The sequence below is a fragment of the Aeromonas sp. s3 genome, assembly GCF_040907805.1.
Taxonomy (GTDB): domain Bacteria; phylum Pseudomonadota; class Gammaproteobacteria; order Enterobacterales; family Aeromonadaceae; genus Aeromonas; species Aeromonas dhakensis.
Map to the genome: position 1 here is coordinate 102,502 of NZ_JBFOCQ010000012.1, position 21,236 is coordinate 123,737.

Annotated in this window: 21 protein-coding genes; 16 read left to right on the forward strand and 5 right to left on the reverse strand. The window is 63.5% G+C overall.

Annotation, left to right across the window (positions count from 1 at the left end):
• The first annotated feature begins 139 nt into the window (after positions 1 to 139).
• On the forward strand, positions 140 to 1,684 hold the full coding sequence (lnt, locus tag AB5Y98_RS06430; RefSeq protein WP_017764959.1) for an apolipoprotein N-acyltransferase: 1,545 nt from the start codon (positions 140 to 142) through the stop codon (positions 1,682 to 1,684).
• Between the two features lie 228 nt (positions 1,685 to 1,912).
• Here the strand turns inward: lnt and AB5Y98_RS06435 are convergent, their stop codons facing one another.
• Positions 1,913 to 2,401 (reverse strand): zinc ribbon-containing protein, encoded by a 489-nt coding sequence (locus AB5Y98_RS06435; RefSeq protein ID WP_005298255.1) that lies wholly within the window; start codon positions 2,399 to 2,401, stop codon positions 1,913 to 1,915.
• Positions 2,402 to 2,546: 145 nt separating this feature from the next.
• Between AB5Y98_RS06435 and leuS the strand changes: the two genes are divergently transcribed.
• The 15 genes from leuS to AB5Y98_RS06510 all read left to right on the forward strand — a co-directional run bounded on the left by leuS (position 2,547) and on the right by AB5Y98_RS06510 (position 18,016).
• A complete protein-coding gene (gene leuS / locus AB5Y98_RS06440; protein WP_368231554.1) occupies positions 2,547 to 5,126 on the forward strand; it encodes a leucine--tRNA ligase in 2,580 nt (859 codons plus the stop codon).
• A 148-nt stretch (positions 5,127 to 5,274) separates the two neighbouring features.
• A complete protein-coding gene (lptE, locus tag AB5Y98_RS06445; RefSeq protein ID WP_005298250.1) occupies positions 5,275 to 5,757 on the forward strand; it encodes an LPS assembly lipoprotein LptE in 483 nt (160 codons plus the stop codon).
• A gap of 27 nt (positions 5,758 to 5,784) precedes the next feature.
• On the forward strand, positions 5,785 to 6,816 hold the full coding sequence (holA, locus tag AB5Y98_RS06450; RefSeq protein ID WP_095592195.1) for a DNA polymerase III subunit delta: 1,032 nt from the start codon (positions 5,785 to 5,787) through the stop codon (positions 6,814 to 6,816).
• A gap of 41 nt (positions 6,817 to 6,857) precedes the next feature.
• Positions 6,858 to 7,502, forward strand: coding sequence for a nicotinate-nucleotide adenylyltransferase (gene nadD / locus AB5Y98_RS06455; RefSeq protein WP_368231590.1), 645 nt, complete (start codon positions 6,858 to 6,860; stop codon positions 7,500 to 7,502).
• A gap of 184 nt (positions 7,503 to 7,686) precedes the next feature.
• Positions 7,687 to 8,028, forward strand: a complete 342-nt coding sequence (rsfS, locus tag AB5Y98_RS06460) for a ribosome silencing factor (RefSeq protein WP_005298244.1) — start codon at positions 7,687 to 7,689, stop codon at positions 8,026 to 8,028.
• A gap of 22 nt (positions 8,029 to 8,050) precedes the next feature.
• Positions 8,051 to 8,518, forward strand: a complete 468-nt coding sequence (gene rlmH, locus AB5Y98_RS06465; protein ID WP_005298242.1) for a 23S rRNA (pseudouridine(1915)-N(3))-methyltransferase RlmH — start codon at positions 8,051 to 8,053, stop codon at positions 8,516 to 8,518.
• Positions 8,519 to 8,674: 156 nt separating this feature from the next.
• Positions 8,675 to 10,591 (forward strand): penicillin-binding protein 2, encoded by a 1,917-nt coding sequence (gene mrdA, locus AB5Y98_RS06470; protein WP_095592194.1) that lies wholly within the window; start codon positions 8,675 to 8,677, stop codon positions 10,589 to 10,591.
• Positions 10,584 to 11,687: a rod shape-determining protein RodA gene (gene rodA / locus AB5Y98_RS06475; protein ID WP_005298235.1), complete on the forward strand. Its 1,104-nt coding sequence runs from the start codon at positions 10,584 to 10,586 to the stop codon at positions 11,685 to 11,687. The genes mrdA and rodA overlap by 8 nt, the downstream gene beginning before the upstream one ends.
• Positions 11,687 to 12,685, forward strand: coding sequence for a lytic murein transglycosylase B (gene mltB / locus AB5Y98_RS06480; protein WP_368231555.1), 999 nt, complete (start codon positions 11,687 to 11,689; stop codon positions 12,683 to 12,685). The genes rodA and mltB overlap by 1 nt, the downstream gene beginning before the upstream one ends.
• The gene (locus AB5Y98_RS06485) at positions 12,627 to 13,592 is read left to right on the forward strand and encodes a septal ring lytic transglycosylase RlpA family protein (RefSeq protein ID WP_368231556.1); all 966 of its coding nucleotides are present in this window, start codon (positions 12,627 to 12,629) and stop codon (positions 13,590 to 13,592) included. The genes mltB and AB5Y98_RS06485 overlap by 59 nt, the downstream gene beginning before the upstream one ends.
• A 194-nt stretch (positions 13,593 to 13,786) precedes the next feature.
• Entirely contained in the window at positions 13,787 to 14,977 is a 1,191-nt protein-coding gene (locus tag AB5Y98_RS06490) for a serine hydrolase (protein ID WP_368231557.1), read from the forward strand.
• Between the two features lie 294 nt (positions 14,978 to 15,271).
• The gene (gene ybeD, locus AB5Y98_RS06495) at positions 15,272 to 15,535 is read left to right on the forward strand and encodes a DUF493 family protein YbeD (RefSeq protein WP_005298227.1); all 264 of its coding nucleotides are present in this window, start codon (positions 15,272 to 15,274) and stop codon (positions 15,533 to 15,535) included.
• 95 nt (positions 15,536 to 15,630) lie between these two features.
• Positions 15,631 to 16,323, forward strand: a complete 693-nt coding sequence (lipB, locus tag AB5Y98_RS06500; RefSeq protein ID WP_005298220.1) for a lipoyl(octanoyl) transferase LipB — start codon at positions 15,631 to 15,633, stop codon at positions 16,321 to 16,323.
• On the forward strand, positions 16,320 to 17,285 hold the full coding sequence (gene lipA / locus AB5Y98_RS06505; protein ID WP_005298218.1) for a lipoyl synthase: 966 nt from the start codon (positions 16,320 to 16,322) through the stop codon (positions 17,283 to 17,285). Before lipB ends, lipA begins: the two co-directional genes overlap by 4 nt.
• Positions 17,286 to 17,446: 161 nt before the next feature.
• Entirely contained in the window at positions 17,447 to 18,016 is a 570-nt protein-coding gene (locus tag AB5Y98_RS06510; RefSeq protein ID WP_368231558.1) for an RBBP9/YdeN family alpha/beta hydrolase, read from the forward strand.
• Between the two features lie 48 nt (positions 18,017 to 18,064).
• Here AB5Y98_RS06510 and nqrE read toward each other — a convergent pair whose 3' ends face one another.
• The 4 genes from nqrE to AB5Y98_RS06530 all read right to left on the reverse strand — a co-directional run bounded on the left by nqrE (position 18,065) and on the right by AB5Y98_RS06530 (position 21,162).
• Positions 18,065 to 18,664: an NADH:ubiquinone reductase (Na(+)-transporting) subunit E gene (nqrE, locus tag AB5Y98_RS06515; RefSeq protein WP_043170220.1), complete on the reverse strand. Its 600-nt coding sequence runs from the start codon at positions 18,662 to 18,664 to the stop codon at positions 18,065 to 18,067.
• 160 nt (positions 18,665 to 18,824) lie between these two features.
• Positions 18,825 to 19,118: a hypothetical protein gene (locus AB5Y98_RS06520; protein ID WP_082033526.1), complete on the reverse strand. Its 294-nt coding sequence runs from the start codon at positions 19,116 to 19,118 to the stop codon at positions 18,825 to 18,827.
• Between the two features lie 318 nt (positions 19,119 to 19,436).
• The gene (locus AB5Y98_RS06525; protein WP_368231559.1) at positions 19,437 to 19,940 is read right to left on the reverse strand and encodes a GNAT family N-acetyltransferase; all 504 of its coding nucleotides are present in this window, start codon (positions 19,938 to 19,940) and stop codon (positions 19,437 to 19,439) included.
• A 40-nt stretch (positions 19,941 to 19,980) separates the two neighbouring features.
• Positions 19,981 to 21,162 carry a MerR family transcriptional regulator gene (locus AB5Y98_RS06530; protein ID WP_368231560.1) on the reverse strand — a complete coding sequence of 394 codons (1,182 nt, stop codon included), beginning with the start codon at positions 21,160 to 21,162 and terminating at the stop codon, positions 19,981 to 19,983.
• Between the last annotated feature and the right edge of the window lie 74 nt (positions 21,163 to 21,236).

Below are 21,236 nucleotides of genomic sequence, written 5' to 3' on the forward strand. Positions count from 1 at the left end.
CCACCGGCTATCGGGCCCGTCATCACCCTTTTATCCCCTCGCTTCGGGCCATCGGCCGGGAGGCTCGCCGTTGACCGCCTTTACGGGTTAAGATACCGGCCATTCAACCCATAGCAGTCCAATCCGAGCCTCATCGCCCGTGAAATTACAGCCCGCAAAATCGAAACTTCTGACCAGCCTGTTTGCCATGGCCTCTGGCGCCATCGCCGTGCTGGCCTTCTCCCCATTCAACTACTGGCCGCTGGTGATCCCGTCCCTGCTCGGCCTCTACGCCCTGCTGGACAAGGCCACTCCCAAGCAGGCGGCCTGGCGCGGCTTTGGCTACGCCATGGGGCTGTTTTTGCCGGGGCTGTGGTGGATCCACGTCAGCATGACCATGTTCGGCGGCATCGCCCTACCGGTCGCCTTCGTGCTACTGGCCGGGCTGTCGGCCTATCTGGCGCTCTATCCGACCCTGGCCTGCTGGCTGTTTGCCCGTTTCTTCCGCGAACGTCACTGGAGCCGCTGGCTGCTCGCCTTCCCGGCGCTCTGGCTGATGGCCGACTGGCTACGCGGCTGGGTGATGACCGGCTTCCCCTGGCTCTGGTTCGGCTACAGCCAGATCGACGGGCCGCTCAAGGGCTTTGCCCCCATCCTCGGCGTACAGGGCATCACCCTCGCGCTGTTGCTGACCGCCTCCGCCCTCTGGCTGCTGTGGCAGAGCCGCAAGCCGGCCTGGCTACTGGTGCCGGTGGCCCTGGTGGGCGCCGCCCAGGGGCTGATGCAGCTGAACTGGGTGACCCGAGGTGAACCGGTCAAGGTGGCGCTGGTGCAGGGCAACATCGAGCAGTCCCTCAAGTGGGATCCGGAGGCCCTGGTGCCGACGGTGCGCAAGTATCAGGATCTGAGCCGCGAGAATCAGGATGCCGACATCATCGTCTGGCCGGAATCCGCCATCCCGGCCATCGAGAAGGAGATGGGCAACTACCTGGAGAGCCTGGACAAGGCGATGAAGGTGAACGATACCGGCCTGCTGGCGGGGATCATCCACTACGATCTCGAGCAGCAGCGCTTCTTCAACACCGTGCTCGGCATGGGGGTGCAGGATGCGGAGGGCAAGGAGTCCTACTACTACCAGCACAAAAACCGCTACTACAAATATCACCTGCTGCCCATCGGCGAGTTCGTGCCGTTTGAAGATCTGCTGCGCCCCATCGCTCCCTTCTTCAACCTGCCCATGTCCTCCTTCAGCCGCGGGGACGAGGTACAGCCGAACCTGATCGCCAAGGGGCTCAAGTTTGCCGCCGCCATCTGCTACGAGATCATCTTCCCGGACGAGGTGCGCCGCAACGTGCAGCCGGACACCGACTTCCTGCTGACCGTCTCCAACGACGCCTGGTTCGGCACCAGCATCGGCCCCTGGCAGCACATGGAGATCGCCCGCATGCGCGCCCTCGAGCTGGCCCGCCCGCTGCTGCGCGACACCAACACCGGCATCACCATAGTCACCGAGATCGACGGCAGCATCATCGCCCAGATCCCGCAGTTCGAGGCTGGCGTGCTGCGCACCGAGGTGCGTCCCGCCCACGGCGTGACTCCCTATCTGCGCTTTGGCAGCTGGCCCATGTACGGTCTGGCCGCCGCCCTGCTGGCACTGGCCCTGTGGCTGCGTCCCCGCGCCCACCCCTGGGCGCGCAAGGGCTGAGGCAACACAAGGCAGATAAACAAGAGAGGCGCCCAGGAGCGCCTCTCTTCTGTTCAGTCTGATACCTGCTCAGAACCTGTTCAGGCTCTGCAACGAGAGGTCGTCAGCAAGGTAAAGAGCAGCGCAGGAACCGGAGCGTATAGATATACGTGAGAACTCTCGGTTACAAACAAGCGAGCAGTACATGAGCCTTGATCACGGCCTCGCAGTAAGAGTGTGGACAGGTTCTCAGGGCGAGAGCGGCTCACGGTGATATTCATCGGCCCCGCACTCGGGGCAGGTGCCTAGCTGTTCCGGGTGGAGCACGGTATGGCGCCACTCGCAGTGATCGCACACCAATACCCCGAGCCCCACCCAGTCACCGGCGCGGTAGACCCCCTTGTGCTCCAGCTCGTCCGCCAGCTCCTGCCACTCCACCTGGGTGCGGTCGGTCACGTCCGCCAGCCAGGACCAGGCGGTGTCTTTGAGCGCCAGCATGAAGGCGGACTCCTCCACCTGCTCATCCTTGCGCCCCTCGTCATAGTTGCCCAGATCCCGCTTCACATACTCGGCGATCAGCGCCAGCTCGTCCTGGGTCAGATCCCCGGCCGCCTCCAGATAGGCCTGTACCTTGGCGATCATCCGGTTGAGGCGCTCCCCCTGGAACTGTTCTGTCTCTTGCCACTGCTTCTGCAGTTCGGCAATGAAGGCTTCGTACCCTTTTTGACGTTTGTCCATGGCCGTTACTCCTCTACTGAACCCTGATCGAGCCCGGCTTAAGGCCCGAGGGACGCTGGCGGTTGTTGCCGCCGCAGGATATGGGTATTCTATTGCGATTTCCCAGCTGATTTATCTATCCATTTCACAGATCCGGATGTCACCAATGCAAGAGCAATACGTTCCCCAATCCATAGAACCAGCAGTGCAAAAGCACTGGGATGCCAAGAAAACCTTCAAGGCGGTGGAGAAAGTAGACAAGGAAAAGTTCTACTGCCTCTCCATGTTCCCCTATCCGTCTGGTCGTCTACACATGGGGCACGTTCGCAACTACACCATAGGTGATGTGATCTCCCGTTATCAACGCCTCAATGGCAAGAACGTGCTGCAACCCATCGGTTGGGACGCCTTCGGCCTGCCGGCAGAAAACGCCGCCATCAAGAACAACACGGCGCCGGCCCCCTGGACCTACGAAAACATCGAATACATGAAGAACCAGCTGAAGATGCTGGGTCTGGGTTATGACTGGGATCGCGAGCTGGCTACCTGCAAGCCGGACTACTACCGCTGGGAGCAGTGGTTCTTCACCAAGCTCTACGAGAAGGGTCTGGTCTACAAGAAGACCTCCTCCGTCAACTGGTGCCCGAACGACATGACGGTGCTGGCCAACGAGCAGGTTGTCGACAACTGCTGCTGGCGCTGTGACACCCCGGTGGAGCAGAAAGAGATCCCCCAGTGGTTCATCAAGATCACCGACTACGCCGAAGAGCTGCTCAACGACATCGACAACCTCGAAGGCTGGCCTGAGATGGTCAAGACCATGCAGCGCAACTGGATTGGCCGCTCCGAAGGGGTCAACATCAGCTTCGCCATCGAGGGTCAGACTGAGCATCTCGAGGTCTACACCACCCGTCCGGACACCTTCATGGGCGTGACCTATGTCGGCATCGCCGCCGGCCACCCGCTGGCGCTGCAGGCTGCCGAAAGCAATCCGGAGCTGGCCGCCTTTATCGAAGAGTGCAAGAACACCAAGGTGGCCGAAGCCGAGCTCGCCACCATGGAGAAAAAGGGCATGGCCACCGGCCTCTACGCCATTCACCCGCTGGATGGCCGCAAGGTGCCGGTCTGGGTCGCCAACTTCGTGCTGATGAACTACGGCACCGGCGCCGTGATGGCAGTACCGGGTCACGACCTGCGTGACCACGAATTCGCCACCAAGTACGGCCTCGAGATCAAGCCGGTCATCAAGCAGGCCGACGGTGAAGCGCCGAACGTGCTCGAAGCCGCCTACGCCGAGAAGGGCGTGCTGTTCAACTCCGGCGAGTTCGACGGTCTCGACTTCCAGGGCGCTTTCGATGCCATCGCCAACAAGCTGGAAACGCTGGGCCACGGCAAGCGCACCGTCAACTACCGTCTGCGCGACTGGGGTGTCTCCCGTCAGCGCTACTGGGGCGCCCCCATCCCGATGCTGACCCTGGCCGACGGCACCGTCGTGCCGACCCCGGAAGATCAGCTGCCGGTGCTGCTGCCGGAAGACGTGGTGATGGATGGCATCCAGAGCCCGATCAAGGCCGATGCCGAGTGGGCCAAGACCACCTACAACGGCCAGGAAGCGTTCCGCGAGACCGATACCTTCGACACCTTCATGGAGTCCTCTTGGTACTACGCCCGCTACTGCTCCCCGGACTACGACAAGGGCATGCTGGATCCGGCTGCTGCCAACCACTGGCTGCCGGTGGATCAGTACATCGGCGGCATCGAGCACGCCTGTATGCACCTGCTCTACGCCCGCTTCTTCCACAAGCTGCTGCGTGATGCGGGCCTGGTGAACAGCGACGAGCCGTTCAAGCGCCTGCTCTGCCAGGGCATGGTGCTGGCTGACGCCTTCTACTACAAGGACGAGAAGGGCGGTAACGTCTGGGTCAGCCCGCTCGACGTCAAGGTTGAGCGCGACGACAAGGGTCGCATCACCAAGGCGGTCGACCTCGAAGGCCGTGAAGTGATGCACTCCGGCATGACCAAGATGTCCAAGTCCAAGAACAACGGCATCGACCCGCAGCTGATGGTGGAGCGTTACGGCGCCGATACCGTCCGTCTGTTCATGATGTTCGCCTCCCCGGCCGAGATGACCCTGGAGTGGTCCGACTCCGGCGTAGAAGGTGCCCAGCGCTTCCTGCGCCGCCTGTGGCGCATCACCTTCGAGCACGTCTCCGGTGGCGCCGTTGCCGCGCTGGATCTGGCCGCCCTCACCAGCGACCAGAAAGCCGTGCGCCGCGAGCTGCACAAGACCATCGCCAAGGTGAGCGACGACGTGGGTCGCCGTCAGACCTTCAACACCGCCATCGCCGCCATCATGGAGCTGATGAACAACCTGGCCAAGCTGGGCAGCGACGCTCAGGATCGCGCCCTGATGCAGGAAGCACTGGAAGCGGTGGTGGTCATGCTCTACCCCATCACCCCACACATCGGCTTCGAGCTGTGGAAGATGCTGGGCAAGGGCGACGACATCGATCACGCGGCCTGGCCGGTGGCCGACGAGGCCGCCATGGTCGAGACCGAGAAGCTGGTAGTGGTGCAGATCAACGGCAAGATGCGCGGCAAGCTGACCGTGCCGGCCGAGATAAGCCAGGCCGACGTCGAGAAGCTGGCCATGGCCGATGCCTCGGTACAGAAGTTCACCGACGGCCTGACCGTGCGCAAGGTGATCTACGTGCCGGGCAAGCTGCTCAACATCGTAGCCAACTGATGCCATATTGCTTACTGGCAACCGGGGACCGGTTCGGGTCGACGCAACTGCGTCGCCAACGGAGCGGTTGCCAAGCGGTCACAGCAAACGGATGATAACGGCGGGCCCTGCGCCCGCCGCTCTTCACTTCATGCAAAGAGGATTTTCTATGGGCACCACCCTCACCCGCTGGATGGCCATCCTGCTGACCGGTCTGCTGCTGCAGGCTTGCGGCTTCCAGATGCGCGGCACCGCCATCCCGCCCGAGTTGATGACCATGAAGGTGGTCGGTGACAACAAGAGCGACTTCTACCGGCTGGTCACCACCCGCCTCAAGGCCGCTGGCGTCGAACTCGCCGACAAGGAGGGCATTCCGGTGCTGACCCTGTCCGGCGTCGGCAGCACCAGTCAGGTCGCCTCCGTCGACTCCATCGGCCAGGCCCGTGAGTACGTGCTGGGCTACAACACCCAGTTCACCGTCTCCATGCCGGGCAAACCGACCCAGGTCTTCCCCATCGCCTTCAACCGCAGCTTCCTGAACAAGCCGGACGCGGCGCTCGCCTCCTCCCGCGAGCAGGAGCAGCTCGGCAAGGAGATGCAGGAGCAGGCCGCCAACCTGGTGATCCGCCAGCTCAGTCAGGTCAAATTCTGATGCGCCCATCCTGATGAGAGTGTGTTGATGAGAGTCTATCCCGAGCAGTTTGCGGATCATCTCAAGGCAGGGCTCAAGCCCTGCTATCTCATTTTTGGGGACGAGCCCCTGCTCAAGCTGGAAGCGATCGACGCCGTGCGCCAGGTGGCGCGCAAACAGGGCTTCGATGAGCGCCACAGCTTCGTGGTGGAACAGGGGCTGGACTGGAATCAGGTCTACGATGCCTGCCAGGCCATGAGCCTCTTCTCGGCCCGCCAGATCATCGAGCTGGAGCTGCCGGCCAAGGTCGACAAGGAGTTGGCCGCCCGCATCAGCGAGATCGGCAAGCAGCTGCACCCCGACCTGCTGCTGGTACTGAGCGGCAATCGTCTCAACCAGACCCAGATGAAGGCAGCCTGGTTCGACAAGCTGAGCCAGAGCGGCACCTATGTGCCGGTCAACCACCCCGAGCCCCGCTTCTTTCCGCGCTGGATGAGCGCCCGCTTCCAGCGCTTCGGCCTCAAGGCGCTGCCGGATGCGGTCAACTTCATGTGCCACTCCTACGAGGGCAACCTGCTGGCCGCCAGCCAGGAGATAGAGAAGCTGACCCTGCTCTCGCCGCCCCAGCCCATCAGCGTCGCCTATCTGCAGGAGACCATCATCCGCCACGCCCACTTCACCCCGTTCCAGCTCATCGACACCCTGCTGGAAGGGAAGGTGAACCGGGCCCAGCGCATCCTGCTGGCCCTGCGCGCCGAAGGCACAGAGCCCGGCATGCTGGCCTGGACCCTGTGCCGCGAGCTGGAGCAGCTCACCGAGCTGGCGCTGGCGGCCCGCGCCGGTCAGCCGCTGGTGGAGCACTTCTCCCGATTGCGCATCTGGCAGAGCCGCCAGCAGCTTATTCAGCAGGCGCTGACCCGGCTCCCCTTCGCCAAGCTGCAGCAGTTGTGGCAGCTGATGGCCCGCCTCGACGACGCCCAGCGTCGCTTCGATACCGAGCAGGCCTGGCTGATGCTGCAGACCATCGCCCTCGGTTTTCGCGATGGCACCCCCTTGCCGCTGGCGGGATCTGACGCATGAGCCAGCCCGTCGACATCCCGGCCATCACCGGAGGGGAACCCATGCTGCAGCCGCCCATCGGCATTCTGGGGGGGACGTTCGATCCCATCCACATCGGCCATCTGCGCCCGGCCATCGAGGCCCGCGACGCCATTGGTCTGGCCGAAGTGCGCCTGTTGCCGAACCATATCCCGCCCCACCGCGCCAGCCCCTTCTGCTCGAGCGAGCAGCGTCTGGCCATGGTTGCCCTGGCGGCGGCGGAAAACCCGGGCTTCGTGGTGGATGAGCGGGAGCTCAAGCGCGATACCCCCTCCTGGACCATCGACACCCTCATCGAGCTGAGGAGCGAGCTGCCGGACACCCCGCTCTGCTTTCTGATGGGGATGGACTCCCTGCTGAGCCTGCCGAGCTGGCACCGCTGGCAGGAGCTGCTCGATTACGCCCACCTGGTGGTGAGCACCCGTCCCGGCTGGCAGCCGGATTACCCGGCCGACGTGGTCGCGCTGCTGGCCCGCCACCAGACCCGCGAAGTGGCGGAGCTGCACCGGCGGCGCCACGGCCGCATCTGGCTGGCGGACAACCTGCCCGTCGAGCTGTCGGCCACCCGGCTCAGAGAGCGCTTGGCGGCGGGGGCGGATCCCCGCTATCTGCTGCCGCCATCGGTGGCGGAGTACATCCGCCAGCAAGGGCTCTATCGACCGGCCTGAACCCGGTTTGCCGGGGTGGTTGTCCGACGCGGATCGCGCACTATAGTGATCAACAGGGGGCCGTTTTCCGAGCGGGCACGGCCCCTGTTCCACTCCCCTTCACCGGACTGGGAAACGGGAGTGACCATGATATAATCCGCCGCCCTCACGCCGTGAAAGCGCGCCGGAATACAGGAGAGACTCATTGCAAGGCCAAGAACTGCATGCCTTTATCGTCGACAAGATCGATGACATGAAAGGCCGCGACATCATCACCCTCGATGTGCGCGGCAAATCCAGCATCACCGACACCATGATCATCTGCTCCGGCAACTCCAGCCGTCACGTCAGCGCCATCGCCCACCATCTGGCCAGCGAAGCTCGCCATGCCGGGCTCGATCTGCTGAGCGTGGAAGGCCAGCTCACCGGCGAGTGGGTGCTGGTGGATCTGGGCTCCGTCATCGTCCACGTGATGCAGGATGAGCATCGCGATTTCTATCAGCTGGAAAAACTCTGGAGCAACACCGCTCAGGTGAATGCGCAATAAACGAGCACAAGTGTAACGACCGATGAAAATCCAGTTGATTGCGGTGGGCACCAAGATGCCCGCCTGGGTAGAGCATGGCTTCGAAGAGTATCGCCGCCGTTTCCCCAAAGACATGCCATTCGAACTTGTCGAGATCGGCGCCGGAAAACGTGGTAAAAATGCCGACATTCCCCGCATTCTGCAAAAAGAGGGGGAAGCCATGCTGGCTGCCGCCGGCCGCTCGCGCATCGTGACCCTGGACATCCCCGGCAAACCCTGGACTACCGAGCAGCTGGCCGTGCAACTGGAAGCCTGGAAGCTCGATGGCCGCGACGTGGCCCTGCTGGTGGGTGGCCCGGAAGGGCTCTCCCCCGAGTGCAAGGCTGCCGCCGAGCAGAGCTGGTCGCTGTCGCCGCTGACCCTGCCCCATCCGCTGGTGCGGGTGCTGGTGGCCGAGAGCCTCTATCGCGCCTGGAGCATCACAACCAATCATCCGTATCACAGAGAGTGAACCATGCGCTATTCCAGCATCACCCTCACATACCCGTATCACAGAGAGTGAGCCATGCACCATCCAAGCATTCCCCTCTCAAACCCGAATCACAGAGCGTGAGCATGCACATCTGCACCCCGTTTCTCACCTGCTCGACAGTCATAAGGTAGCGGCATGCTGAAGACTCGCATCGAAATGCGCGACCACAGCGCCGAGGGTCGCCTCTTCTTCCGACGAACCCTGGTCGCCTACGTTGGCATGATAGTGCTGATGCTGGTGCTGCTGGGCAATCTCTACTACCTGCAAGTAGAGTCTTACGACACCTACCAGACCCGTTCCAACGACAACCGCATCCGCGTCGTGCCGGTGGCGCCGCCGCGCGGCCTCATCTATGACACCAACGGCGTGCTGCTGGCGGAAAACCGCCCGGTCTACAGCCTCGAGATCGTGCCGGAAGAGACCAAGGATCTGGAGAAGACCGCCGACGAGCTGATCGCCCTGCTGAAGCTGCCGGAGGGGACCAAGGAGAAGTTCCTGGCGGAGGTCAAACGCCAGCGCCGCTTCAAGCCGGTCGCCCTGTACGAGAAGCTGACCGAGTATCAGGTTGCTCTCTTCTCGGTCAACCAGCACAACTACCCGGGTGCCAGCATCGAGGCCTACCTCAAGCGCTACTACCCGTTTGGCGACACCCTGACCCATGCGCTGGGTTACGTGGCCAAGATCAACACCCGCGACGTGGAGCGCCTCGACAAGGAGGACAAGCTCGCCAACTATGCCGCCACCAAGGATATCGGCAAGCAGGGGGTGGAGAAGTACTACGAGGATCAGCTGCACGGCGTGGCGGGCTACCAGGAGGTCGAGGTAAACAACCGCGGCCGGGTGGTGCGCACCCTGAAATTCCAGCCGCCCGAGCCTGGCAAGGACATCTACCTCAACATCGACATCCGCCTGCAGCTCAAGGCCCAGCAGCTGCTGGCCGGCCGCCGCGGCGCCATCGTGATGATGGATCCCAATACCGGTGCCCTCCTGGCCATGGAGTCGAGCCCGAGCTATGACCCCAACCTGTTCGTGACCGGCATCTCCAGCGCCAACTACTCGGCGCTGCTCAACGATCCGGCCCGGCCGCTGGTGAACCGCACCACCCAGGGCATCTACGCCCCCGCCTCCACCGTCAAGCCCATGATGGCGGTGATGGGGCTCAACGAGGGGGCCATCACCCCCAACTACCGCTACTTTGGCGGCCCCAGCTTCTCCATCCCCGGCACCACCAAGAAGTTTCGCGACTGGCGCCGCTGGGGCCACGGCTGGCTCGACGTCTATCGCGCCATCGAGGTGTCGGCGGATACCTACTTCTACGATCTCGCCTACCGGGTCGGCATCGACAAGATCAACAGCTACATGACCAGGTTCGGCTTCGGTCAGTACAGTGGTGTCGACATCTACGAAGAGACCAAGGGGGTCATGCCGTCCCGCGACTGGAAGATGGCCCGCTGGCGCCAGCCCTGGTATCAGGGTGACACCATCTCCATCGGTATCGGCCAGGGCTACTGGAGCGCCACCCCGATCCAGCTGGCCAAGGCCATCAGCATCCTGACCCAGAACGGCCACGACGTGACGCCGCACCTGCTCAAGAGCACCGCCTCCATCGATGGCGTGGTCAACGCCCCCATCAACCCGAACATGGCCATCCAGACCAAGAGCGACAGCTACTGGCAGGTGGCCAAGGACGGCATGTGGCGGGTCATCAACGGCCACGAAGGGACCGGTCGACGCGCCTTTGCCAACACCCCCTACAAGGCGGCGGGCAAGTCCGGCACCGCCCAGGTGGTGGGCCTCAAGGAGAACCAGGTCTACAACGCGGCCACCACCAAGGTGGAGCATCGCGACAACGCCCTGTTCGTCTCGTTTGCACCGTTCGAAGCACCCAAGGCGGTAGTCGCCCTGGTGCTGGAGAACGCCGGTGGTGGCAGCGCCATGGCGGCACCCGTCGCCCGCAACATGCTGGATGCCTATCTGCTGCCGCCGGAGCCCCAGCTGCCGCCGGCGCCGGCCAAGAAGCCCCAATCTGAAGAGGTCGCTCCTCATGAGTAACTCCGCTCGCCAGCAGAGCATCTGGTACAAGCTGCATATCGACTTGCCGCTGCTGCTCGGCCTGCTGACCCTGATGTCCCTCTCCATGGTGGTGCTCTACTCCGCCTCCGGTCAGGATGTCGACTCCATCGTGCGCCAGCTGGTGCGTGGCGGACTGGCGTTCGCCCTGATGATCGGCATGGCCCAGCTGCCACCCTCCCTCTATGCCCGCTGGTCGGTGCCCCTGTTTGCAGTGGTGGTGCTGCTGCTCATCGCGGTGGACGTGTTCGGCCACATCGGCAAGGGTGCCCAGCGCTGGCTGGACCTCGGCTTCATGAAGTTCCAGCCCTCCGAGGTGATGAAGCTCTCCATGCCTATCATGGTGGCCGCCTGGCTCAGCCGCCATTCGCTGCCGCCCAAGTTCAGCCACCTGGTGCTGAGCCTCATCATGGTGCTGCTGCCCACTCTGCTGATCGCGGCCCAGCCCGACCTTGGCACCTCCATCCTGGTAGCCGCCTCCGGCTTCTTCGTGATCTTTCTGGCGGGGATCAGCTGGTGGCTCATCGGCCTCGCGGTGCTGCTCATCTGCGCCTTCATGCCGGTGCTCTGGTTCTTCCTGATGCACGACTACCAGCGCCAGCGGGTGCTGATGCTGCTAGACCCTGAGAAGGATCCGCTCGGCCGTGGCTACCACATCATCCAGTCCAAGATCGCCATCGGCTCCGGCGGCGTGTTCGGCAAGGGCTGGCTGCAGGGCACCCAGTCCCAGCTCGAATTCCTGCCCGAGCGCCACACCGACTTTATCTTCGCAGTGTTCAGCGAGGAGTTTGGCCTGGTGGGGGTCGCCCTCCTGCTGGTGATCTACCTCTACATCATCAGCCGCTGCCTGTTTATCTCCATGCAGGCCCAGAACAGCTTCGAGCGCCTGCTGGGCGGTGCCCTGACGCTGACCTTCTTCGTCTATGTGTTCGTCAACATGGGGATGGTGAGCGGCATCCTGCCGGTGGTGGGGGTCCCCCTGCCGCTGGTGAGCTACGGCGGCACCTCCATGGTGACCCTGATGGCCGGCTTCGGCATCCTGATGTCCATCCAGACCCACAGAAGGCTGCTGGCCTGATGCGACTGGCCGGTTTGCTGCTCTCTCTCGTTGCCCAGGCCGCAGCGGCGGCCGTCGAGCCCCCCGGGCTCGCCCGGCTCGCCGAGCAGCAGCAGGTGCCGCTGGCCGAGCTACAGGCCGCAGCCGCCCAGGCCAGCCTGCGCCAGGAGGTGCTCGACACCATCAGCCGCCCCTGGGAGGCCAAACCCTGGCATCGCTACCGGCCGCTGTTCATCACCCCGGAGCGGATCCGGGACGGGGTCAGCTTCTGGCAACGCCACGCCGCCACCCTGGCGCGGGCCGAGCAGACCTATCAGGTGCCGGCCTCCCTCATCGTCGCCATCATCGGCATCGAGACCTTCTACGGCCGCCAGATGGGCCGTCATCCGGTGCTCGACAGCCTCTACACCCTGGGCTTCCACTACCCCGAGCGGGCCGACTTCTTCGCCAAGGAGTTTGCCCAGCTGGTGCTGCTTGCCCGGGAAGAGAAGTGGCCACTCACCCTTCTCAAGGGCTCCTATGCCGGCGCCATGGGGATGGGTCAGTTCATGCCCTCCAGCTATCGCCACTACGCGGTCGACTTCGACAGTGACGGCAAGCGCGATCTGTTCGCCAATCCGGTGGATGCCATCGGCAGCGTCGCCAACTATTTTGCCGAGCATCAGTGGCGCTGGGGGGAGTCGGCGGTCGAACCCGCCTTGATCGGACTGGCGCCAGTGGGTACCCTGCTGGGGCCTGCCCCCGAGCTGACCCAGACCTGGGCCGAGCTGGCCGCCGCGGGCATTGAACTCGCCACCCCGCTGGCACCCGACACGCCGGTGAAACTGCTGGCATTGGAACAGGCCGATGGACCGGAATACTGGGTCGCGCGCCACAATTTTTACGTGATCACCCGCTATAACCGCAGCCCGCTCTATGCGATGGCGGTGCATCAACTCAGTCAAGCAATCCAGGACGCGTATGCATTACAGCCACAAACTTTTCCCGCTCAGCCTGACCTTGTTGCTGGCCGCCTGTAGCAGCCAGCCGGAACAGCTTCCCCCGCCTCCCGAACCGGTCCAGCCGGAAAAACCCCAGGTCATCGAGATCCCGCAGGCCACCGGTGCCATCCCGCGCCCCGAGCCCCTGAGCGCCAGCGGCAACCGTGACTACTGGATAGGCAAGCAGAAGAACGAGGTGTGGCGCGACATCAAGCACTACAGCGAAGAGGGAACCGCCAGCTGGCTCTCCCAGGATCTGGACGGCCAGAAGACCGCCAACGGCGACGTGCAGGACAGCAAGCTGTTCAGCGCCGCCCACCGCAACCTGCCGCTGCCAAGCTATGTGCGGGTCACCAACCTGGAGAACGGACAGGAGACCATAGTGCGGGTCAACGATCGCGGCCCCTTCGGCAGCGATCGGCTGATCGACCTCTCCCATGCCGCCGCCAAGCAACTGGGGATGGTGGAAGGGGGCGAGGCGCGGGTAAGGCTCGAGCTCATCAACGACACCCCGGATCAGATGGTGCTCATGGCCCCCATGAAGCCCATCGAGATGACGCCGACCACCCCGGCCGCTGCGGCCCCCGTCGCTCAGGACGGCTTCGTCGGCCAGCCCACCGAGCTGGCCATGGCCACGCCGGCGGCAGAAGAGCCGGCCCCCGTCAAGGCGCCGGTCACCAAACCCGCCAAACCGGCAGCGGCCAAGACGGCGGCGCCCGCCAGCAGCGGCGAGGGCAAGATGATCCAGGTGCTGGCCAGCGGCTCGCAGGCACGGGCGGAGGCGATGGGCAAGGTAATGACCCAGCGTCACGGCCTGCCCTATCGGGTGGACGCCCATGGTGCCATCTTCCGGGTGCTGATCGGCCCCGTGCCTGCCGACCAGCAGGCCGCCACCCTGGAGAAAGTGCGCCAGGGGGGGCTGGAGCAAGCCTTCATCGTCCCCTGAGCGTCTCAAGCTCAAGCTGACCGAACCGCCCTCTGTGGCCCGCCATCACGTCGTTTCCCGGCGTGATGGCGGCAACGGAGGGAGAAAAAACCAGACCAGATGGCACGTCGGGCTTTGACCGACGGTCGCTTCTGGTATAGTGAAGCCCGCATTTTTAACTTGGGTTACCCCAACCAGGCACCAGGAATTTCAAGATGTCCAAATTTGCCCGTTCAGTTATTCTGGCCTCCCTGATAAGCGCCACCGCCCAGGCCAACACGCCTGTACCGACGCCGAACGCCAACCCCGTGGTGGTTCCGGCCGCGCCGGAGATCTCCGCCAAGGCCCACATCCTGATCGACTACTACTCCGGTCAGGTACTGGCCGAGCAGAACGCCGAAGAGCGTCTGCCGCCCGCCAGTCTGACCAAGATGATGACCTCCTACATCATCGGCCAGGAGCTGCTGAAGGGGAACATCAAGCGCACCGACATGGTGACCATCAGCCAGAACGCCTGGTCCAAGAACTACTCCGACTCCTCCAAGATGTTCATCGAGGTGGGCAAGCAGGTCTCCGTCGATGACCTGAACAAGGGCATCATCATCCAGTCCGGCAACGACGCCTGCGTCGCCATGGCCGAATTCCTGGCGGGCAGCACCGACTCCTTCGCCAGCCTGATGAACAGCTGGGCCGCCAAGCTCGGCATGAACGACAGCCACTTCATGAACCCGCACGGTCTGGATGCGGAAGGTCACTACAGTACCGCTCACGACATGGCGCGCCTGGGCCAGGCCCTGATCCGCGACCTGCCGGAGGAGTACAAGATCTACGCCCAGAAATCCTTTGTGTTCAACGGCATCACCCAGCACAACCGCAACCGCCTGCTGTGGGATCAGTCCCTGCAGGTTGACGGCATCAAGACCGGCCACGTCAGCCAGGTCGGCTACAATCTAGTCTCCTCCGCCACCAACAACGAAGGTATGCGTCTGATCGCCGTGGTACTGGGCGCCAGCAGCGAGGCCTCCCGCGCCGCCGAGAGCAAGAAGCTGCTCACCTACGGTTTCCGCTTCTTCCAGAGCCTGACCCCCTACAAGGGCGGCACCGAGCTGGTGACCCAGAAGATCTGGATGGGCGACAAGCCGGAAGTGAAACTGGGCGTCGACAAGGACGTCTCCGTGCTGGTTACCCGTGGTCAGGGCAACAACCTCAAGGCGGACTTCCAGCTCGAAAGCGAACTGAAGGCACCGCTGGCCAAGGGTCAACGGGTCGGCACCGTGTTCCTCAAGCAAGGGGACAAGGAGATCAAGCAGGTACCGCTGGTCGCCCTGGAAGAGGTGCAAGAGGGTGGCCTGATGAGCCGTCTGTGGGACTACCTGGTGATGCTGGTTTCCAGCTGGTTCAAGTAATCCGCACGCAGGATCCCGACCAAACAGCGGCGCCAACAGGCGCCGCTGCTGTCTTTTTGGGGTCGGGCCAGTCAATAACCCTGTAAACTGCAGGTTCCGCCGACTGACGATTTGTGGTAAAAAGCAGCACCTCCATCCCTTGTCTGCCGGTCCGGCCTTGATCCCGGCCCGGGCAATGCCCATATACACTTGAGCAGTGCCCCGCACAGACGGGAGCATGGCGGCCCCGAGGGGCCAACGGCCATTAGCCACAAGCAAGAAAGTCGTCTCGCGACGACCGCAAAAGGTGAGTAAATGAATACCAAGTTTGATGAACTGCTGGAGTTCCCCTGCAAGTTCCCGTTCAAGGTGCTCGGCGTTGCCGACCCGGCCCTGCCGGACATGGTGGTGGAAGTGCTGCAGCAGCACGCCCCCGGCACCTACAGCCCGACCGTCCAGCCCAGCTCCAAGGGCAACTACCACTCGGTCCGGGTCACTGTGACTGCCCAGAGCAAGGAACATATCGAAGCCATGTATACCGCCCTCGGCAACATAGAACTGGTTCGCTACGTCCTGTAAGTCGCCTCTTTCGCCCCGCCACCGGGGCGACTGATTATTTGCCGCCGGCGACCAGCGCCGTGCCGGCCGACCCAAGCGCCTGTCAGTGAGGAAAGATGTCACCCCAAACTCCCGCCGAGTCATCACAGTCCGCCAGCCAGCTGCTGGTGAGACAGCTGGGCCGTCGTCCCTACCAGCCGGTATGGGATGCCATGAAGGCCTTCACCGACAGCCGCACCCCCGACACCCCGGACGAGTTCTGGGTGGTGGAGCATGACCCCGTCTACACCCAGGGGCAGGCCGGCAAGGCCGAACACCTGCTCGCCCCCGGCGACATCCCGGTGGTGCAGAGCGATCGCGGCGGTCAGGTGACCTATCACGGCCCGGGCCAGCTGGTGCTCTACGTGCTGGTGGACGTGCGCCGCAGCAAGCTGACGGTACGCGAGCTGGTGACCTGCCTCGAGACCGCCATCATCAATACCCTGGCCAACAGCGACATCAGCGCCTATGCCAAGGCCGATGCCCCCGGGGTCTACGTGAAGAACGAGCTCGGCATGGAGGCCAAACTGGCCTCCCTTGGCCTGCGCATTCGCAAGGGCTGCTCGTTCCACGGGCTGGCCCTCAACATCAACATGGACATGACCCCCTTCCTGCGCATCAACCCGTGCGGCTATGCGGGCATGGCCATGACCCAGACCAGCGCCCTGGGCGGCCCGCAGAGCGTGGCCGAGGCGCAATCCATCCTGGTGGCCGAACTGGCCCGCCTGATTGGTTATCAAACAATAACAAACACCGAGAGTGAATCATGAGCAAACCCGTTCGTATGGAGCCGGGCGTCAAGCTGCGCGATGGCGACAAGATGGCCCTGATCCCGGTGAAATTCATGCCGGATCCCAACGAGGAAGTGCTGCGCAAGCCTGACTGGATGCGGATCAAGCTGCCACCGTCGAGCCAGAAGATCGAGCACATCAAGAGCACCCTGCGCAAGAACAAGCTGCACTCGGTGTGTGAGGAAGCCTCCTGCCCCAACCTGGCGGAGTGCTTCAACCACGGCACCGCCACCTTCATGATCATGGGCGCCATCTGCACCCGTCGTTGCCCCTTCTGCGACGTGGCCCACGGCCGCCCGCTGGCGCTCGACCCGGAAGAGCCGAAGAAGCTGGCGCTGACCATCAAGGAGATGGGGCTGAAATACGTGGTGATCACCTCGGTGGACCGCGACGATCTGCGCGACGGCGGTGCCCAGCACTTCGCCGACTGCATCAAGCAGATCCGCGAGCACAGCCCGCAGACCCGCATCGAGATCCTGACCCCGGACTTCCGCGGCCGGATGGAGCAGGCACTGGAGGTGTTCCGCGAGACCCCGCCTGACGTCTTCAACCACAACCTGGAAACCGCCCCGCGCATGTACCGGGTCGCCCGCCCGGGTGCCGACTACAAGTGGTCGCTGGAGCTGCTGCGCCGCATCAAGGAGATGCACCCCCATGTGCCGACCAAATCCGGCGTCATGATGGGGCTGGGCGAAACCAATGAAGAGATAGTCCAGGTGCTCAAGGACCTGCGCGAGCACGGCGTCAACATGCTGACCCTGGGTCAGTACCTGCAGCCGAGCCGCCACCACCTGCCGGTGAAGCGCTACGTGCCGCCCGCAGAGTTCGATGAGCTCAAAGACGTGGCCATGGAGCTCGGCTTCAGCCACGCCGCCTGCGGCCCCTTTGTGCGATCCTCCTACCACGCGGATCTGCAAGCCAAGGGGGAAGAGGTCAAATAAGCCTCTGCCCGCCGACAGCAAAAGAGCGCCTTATGGCGCTCTTTTTTATGCAAGTCGCAAAGCACATCCTGCTGGTTGGCGCCCCCGAAACGGGCATGTCGAGAGGCCTTGACCGCTGTTATGATGTGGCCGCCGTTATCGTCAACCGCCCAGGATATGTCATGTCTCAAACCCGCCTCTTCATCGTGCACGGTTATACCGCCTCCCCCGACGCTCACTGGTTTCCCTGGCTCAAGGCCGAGCTCGAGGCCCGGGATGTCCGAGTCGAGGTGCTGGCCATGCCTGACCCACACCACCCAAAGCCCGCCACCTGGGACGCGGCCATGGACAGCCTGGTGCGGGATCTCGACGAGCGCACCTTCCTGCTCGGTCACAGCCTCGGCTGCATCACCATACTGCGCCAGCTCGACCGGCTGCCCGCCGGCAGCCAGGTGGGGGGGATCCTGCTGGTCTCCGGTTTCGATCAGCCGCTGCACACCCTGCCGGAGCTGGATCCCTTCATGACTCCGGATTATGACCCGGCCCACATCATGGCACTGGCCCCCCGCCGGGTGGTGATCGCCTCCCGCGACGATGCCATCGTGCCCTATCCCTACAGCCAGCACCTGAGCGAACAGCTGGCTGCGCCGCTCTACAGCCTGGAGCATGGCGGCCACTTCCTAGACCGGGACGGCTTTCTGACCCTGCCGCTGGTGCGCGACCGGCTGCTCGCCATGCTGGCGGAGGGCTGAGGCAGACAACAACGGCCACCAGGGTGGCCGTTGTTGTCTTCGACCCGGCTAGAACGACATGCCGGAGAAGGACATGAAGCCGAGCGACATCAGCCCGGCCACGATGAAGGTGATGCCAATCCCCCTCAACCCCTCTGGCACATCCGCATATTTCATCTTCTGGCGCAGGCCGGCGATGGCGACGATGGCCAGCAGCCAGCCCAGGCCTGAGCCCGCTCCATACACCACGGATTCGATGAAGTCGTAGTCCCGCTGCGCCATGAACATCACCCCGCCGAAGATGGCGCAGTGCACCGTCAGCAGCGGCAGATAGATGCCCAGCGCGTGATAAAGCGCCGGAAAGTGCTTGTCCAGCACCATCTCCATCACCTGCACCAGCGCCGCCAGCACCCCGATGTAGACGATGAAATCGAGAAAGCTCAGATCAAACTCGCCGAGAAAGGTGCTCTCCGGGCGCAGGATATGGCGGTAGATCAGGTTGTTGAGAGGAATGGCGATCACCATGACCACCAGCACCGTCAGGCCAAGGCCGAAGGCGGTGTTGATGTTCTTGGAAACGGCCAGGAAGGTGCACATGCCAAGGAAGAAGGCCAGCGCCAGGTTTTCGACAAAGATCGATTGAATGAAGAGGTTTACGTAATAGTCCATCGGGTCGGCTCACAACGGGTACGAACGGGAGCCGCCTCCCTGCGCGCAAGCGGGCACGAAGGCGGAGCAAGAGGCGCCGGATCGGAGCCTGGCCCGCAGGCAGTACTCTGTGGCTGGGATCAGGATCGGATCGAACGGGCGCACGGCATACAGCCGGCCTCTAGTCGCTGTGACAGAACCGAAATTGCAGATGGTGGCAGCATCGCAGCCGCCGATGCAGATAGCCGAAGTGGTCGGCCAGCTGCCTGAGGTAGATGAGGGGCAGGAAGAACAGCAGGCCACAGAGCAGGCCGAGGATCTCGTGCTGGAACCAGGCCAGCAGCATCTGGTAGAGCTCGGCATGAGCGGCCCCTTCCAGTCGCCGCCCCTGCTCGAAGCCGAGGCGCCACTGGGAGGCAGGCGGCAGGCTGGCGCTGTCGAGCAGCCCCCGCTGGGCCGGCTCGTGCAGCTGCATCGAGCCCTCCTGCCCTCCCGTTGCCGGCCCCGGGGTTGCAACGACCCCTGCCGCGCCAGAGGCGGCAAGCCAGAGAAGGCAGGCGATGGCGAGGGCCATCGACCAGGTCGACAGTCGGCCAGGGGGCAGCAAGGGATGCATCCGGTTCAAACAAAGAGGAACAAGAGGGGCGAATTTATCACAATTCCTCGATTTATTGAATTTACCATATGGGAAATCAGCTTTAATCGATGCTAAAAACCCTGATTATCAAAAAATCCAGCAATTAAAAACCACCATGAGAGCAAGCGCCATGACGCCTGCTCTCATGGTGAGGACTCACCCCTGCTCAAAGGCCTGATGGTAGCGCACTTCACCACTGGGCATGGCGGCGCCGAACGAGCGGGCCATGAAGTACTCGGCCGGCACGCCGGGCAACGTCAACCCCGGCTCGGACACGAAGCCGAAACGGCCGTAGAAGCCGGGATCCCCCAGCACCACGCAGCCGGCCGCCCCCATCCCCTTGAGCTCGGCCAGACCCGCCTCCATCAGCCGTGATCCCAGCCCCTTGCCGTGCAGCTCGGGGGAGACGGAAATGGGGCCAAGGCCATACCAGTGCGGGCTGCCATCGCTGATGGTCACCGGCAAGAAGCAGAGGTGGCCGACCACTCGCCCCTCCTGCTCCGCCACCAGCGACAGACTGAGTGCCCCGGCCTGGCGCAATGCGCGCACGATCAGCTGCTCGTTGTGATCGGTATGGGGGGCCTTGAGGAATGCGTCCACGGTCACCGCTTCAATGGCGTCGTGATCGGCTCCCGTTTCCGGTCGAATGAGGATGTTCATAAGGGTTTCTCCGTTTGCTCTCTTTCAATGGTTGGTTTGATCAGACTGCCTGCAGGCAGCAGATCACATAGCCGTAGCAGCCCAGGTATTGGCGGTGGATGGCCACTTCCCGGCTCAGATCCTGCCAGGCTGGGCTATCCCCCAGCTCGGCGCGATGGCGCGCCAGATTGCGCTCGATGGGATCCAGATAGTTGTGCCAGGCCCTTTGCGGCAACTCGGTGTGCCACAGGCAGCGATACCCCGCCTCCTGCACCGCCTTGAGCAGGCCAGCCAGGGTCTGCATGGCGGGATAATCCCGTTGCCAGAACGCCAGCGCCTCCTCTGGCGGCGTGTCCGTCAGCCATACCAGGTCGCTCAGCACGATACAGGCATCAGGGCCGGCAAGGTGCGCCCGCCAGGCTTTGAGCGCATTGGCCACCCCTATGGTGTAGGCGCTCCCTTCGGCCCAGATAAGGTCGGCGGGGGCCAGCTCCACCGGCAGCGCCGCCATGTTGGCGCACAGGGTGGTGACCTGCTCAAAGCCAGCCGCGCTGACCGATCTGGCCACGGCGGCCAGCGCCTCCTCGTCGAGGTCAATGGCCACGATGGCGGCATCCGTCACCTGTGCCAGCGCCAGGGTGGCGGCGCCGCGCCCGCAGCCCATGTCGAGGATCCGGCGAGGTGCCATGGGCAGCGCGGCAAACTGCTGCTGAGTGAAGGCGCAATCCCCCGGCCCCCAATAACTCATGCCATCCAGCAGCAGCTTGAAATCGCGGATATAGCGCTCATGTTCATTCATGTCTTTGCTGAGCCACTGCAGGTGATAACGCTCTTTTTCACTGAATCCCTGCTTCATCATCCAGGTAAAGTAGGCCTGCGGGGCTTGATGCTGCAATTGCCGCTGCCAGGCCTTGAACTCGTCGCCGGAGTCCGCACGCAAACCGGCGAGATCCGCCAGCAGATCCCTGGCGCGTTGCATCCGCGCCAGCTCCTCATCCAGCTCCCTGACCCGGGTCTGCAGCGTTGCCTGCTCCAGCTCCCCCGCCAGACAGGCGAGGCACTGCTTGAGGCTGAGCCCGCCGGCCTGCAGGGCCTGCACCATCCGCAACCGCTGCAGATCTTCATCGTCGTAGTGGCGATAACCGTTGGCGCCCCTTGTGCCCGCAATCACCCCCAACTTCTCGTAATAGAGCAGGGTGGAGCGGGCCAGGCCGCAGCGCCTGGCCAGTTCGGATATTTTCATGACAGCGACTCGCAATGGGGTCCGTGACCCGATGAAGGGAAGCTTAAACTGTGAAGCAATAGACGGGTCAACGG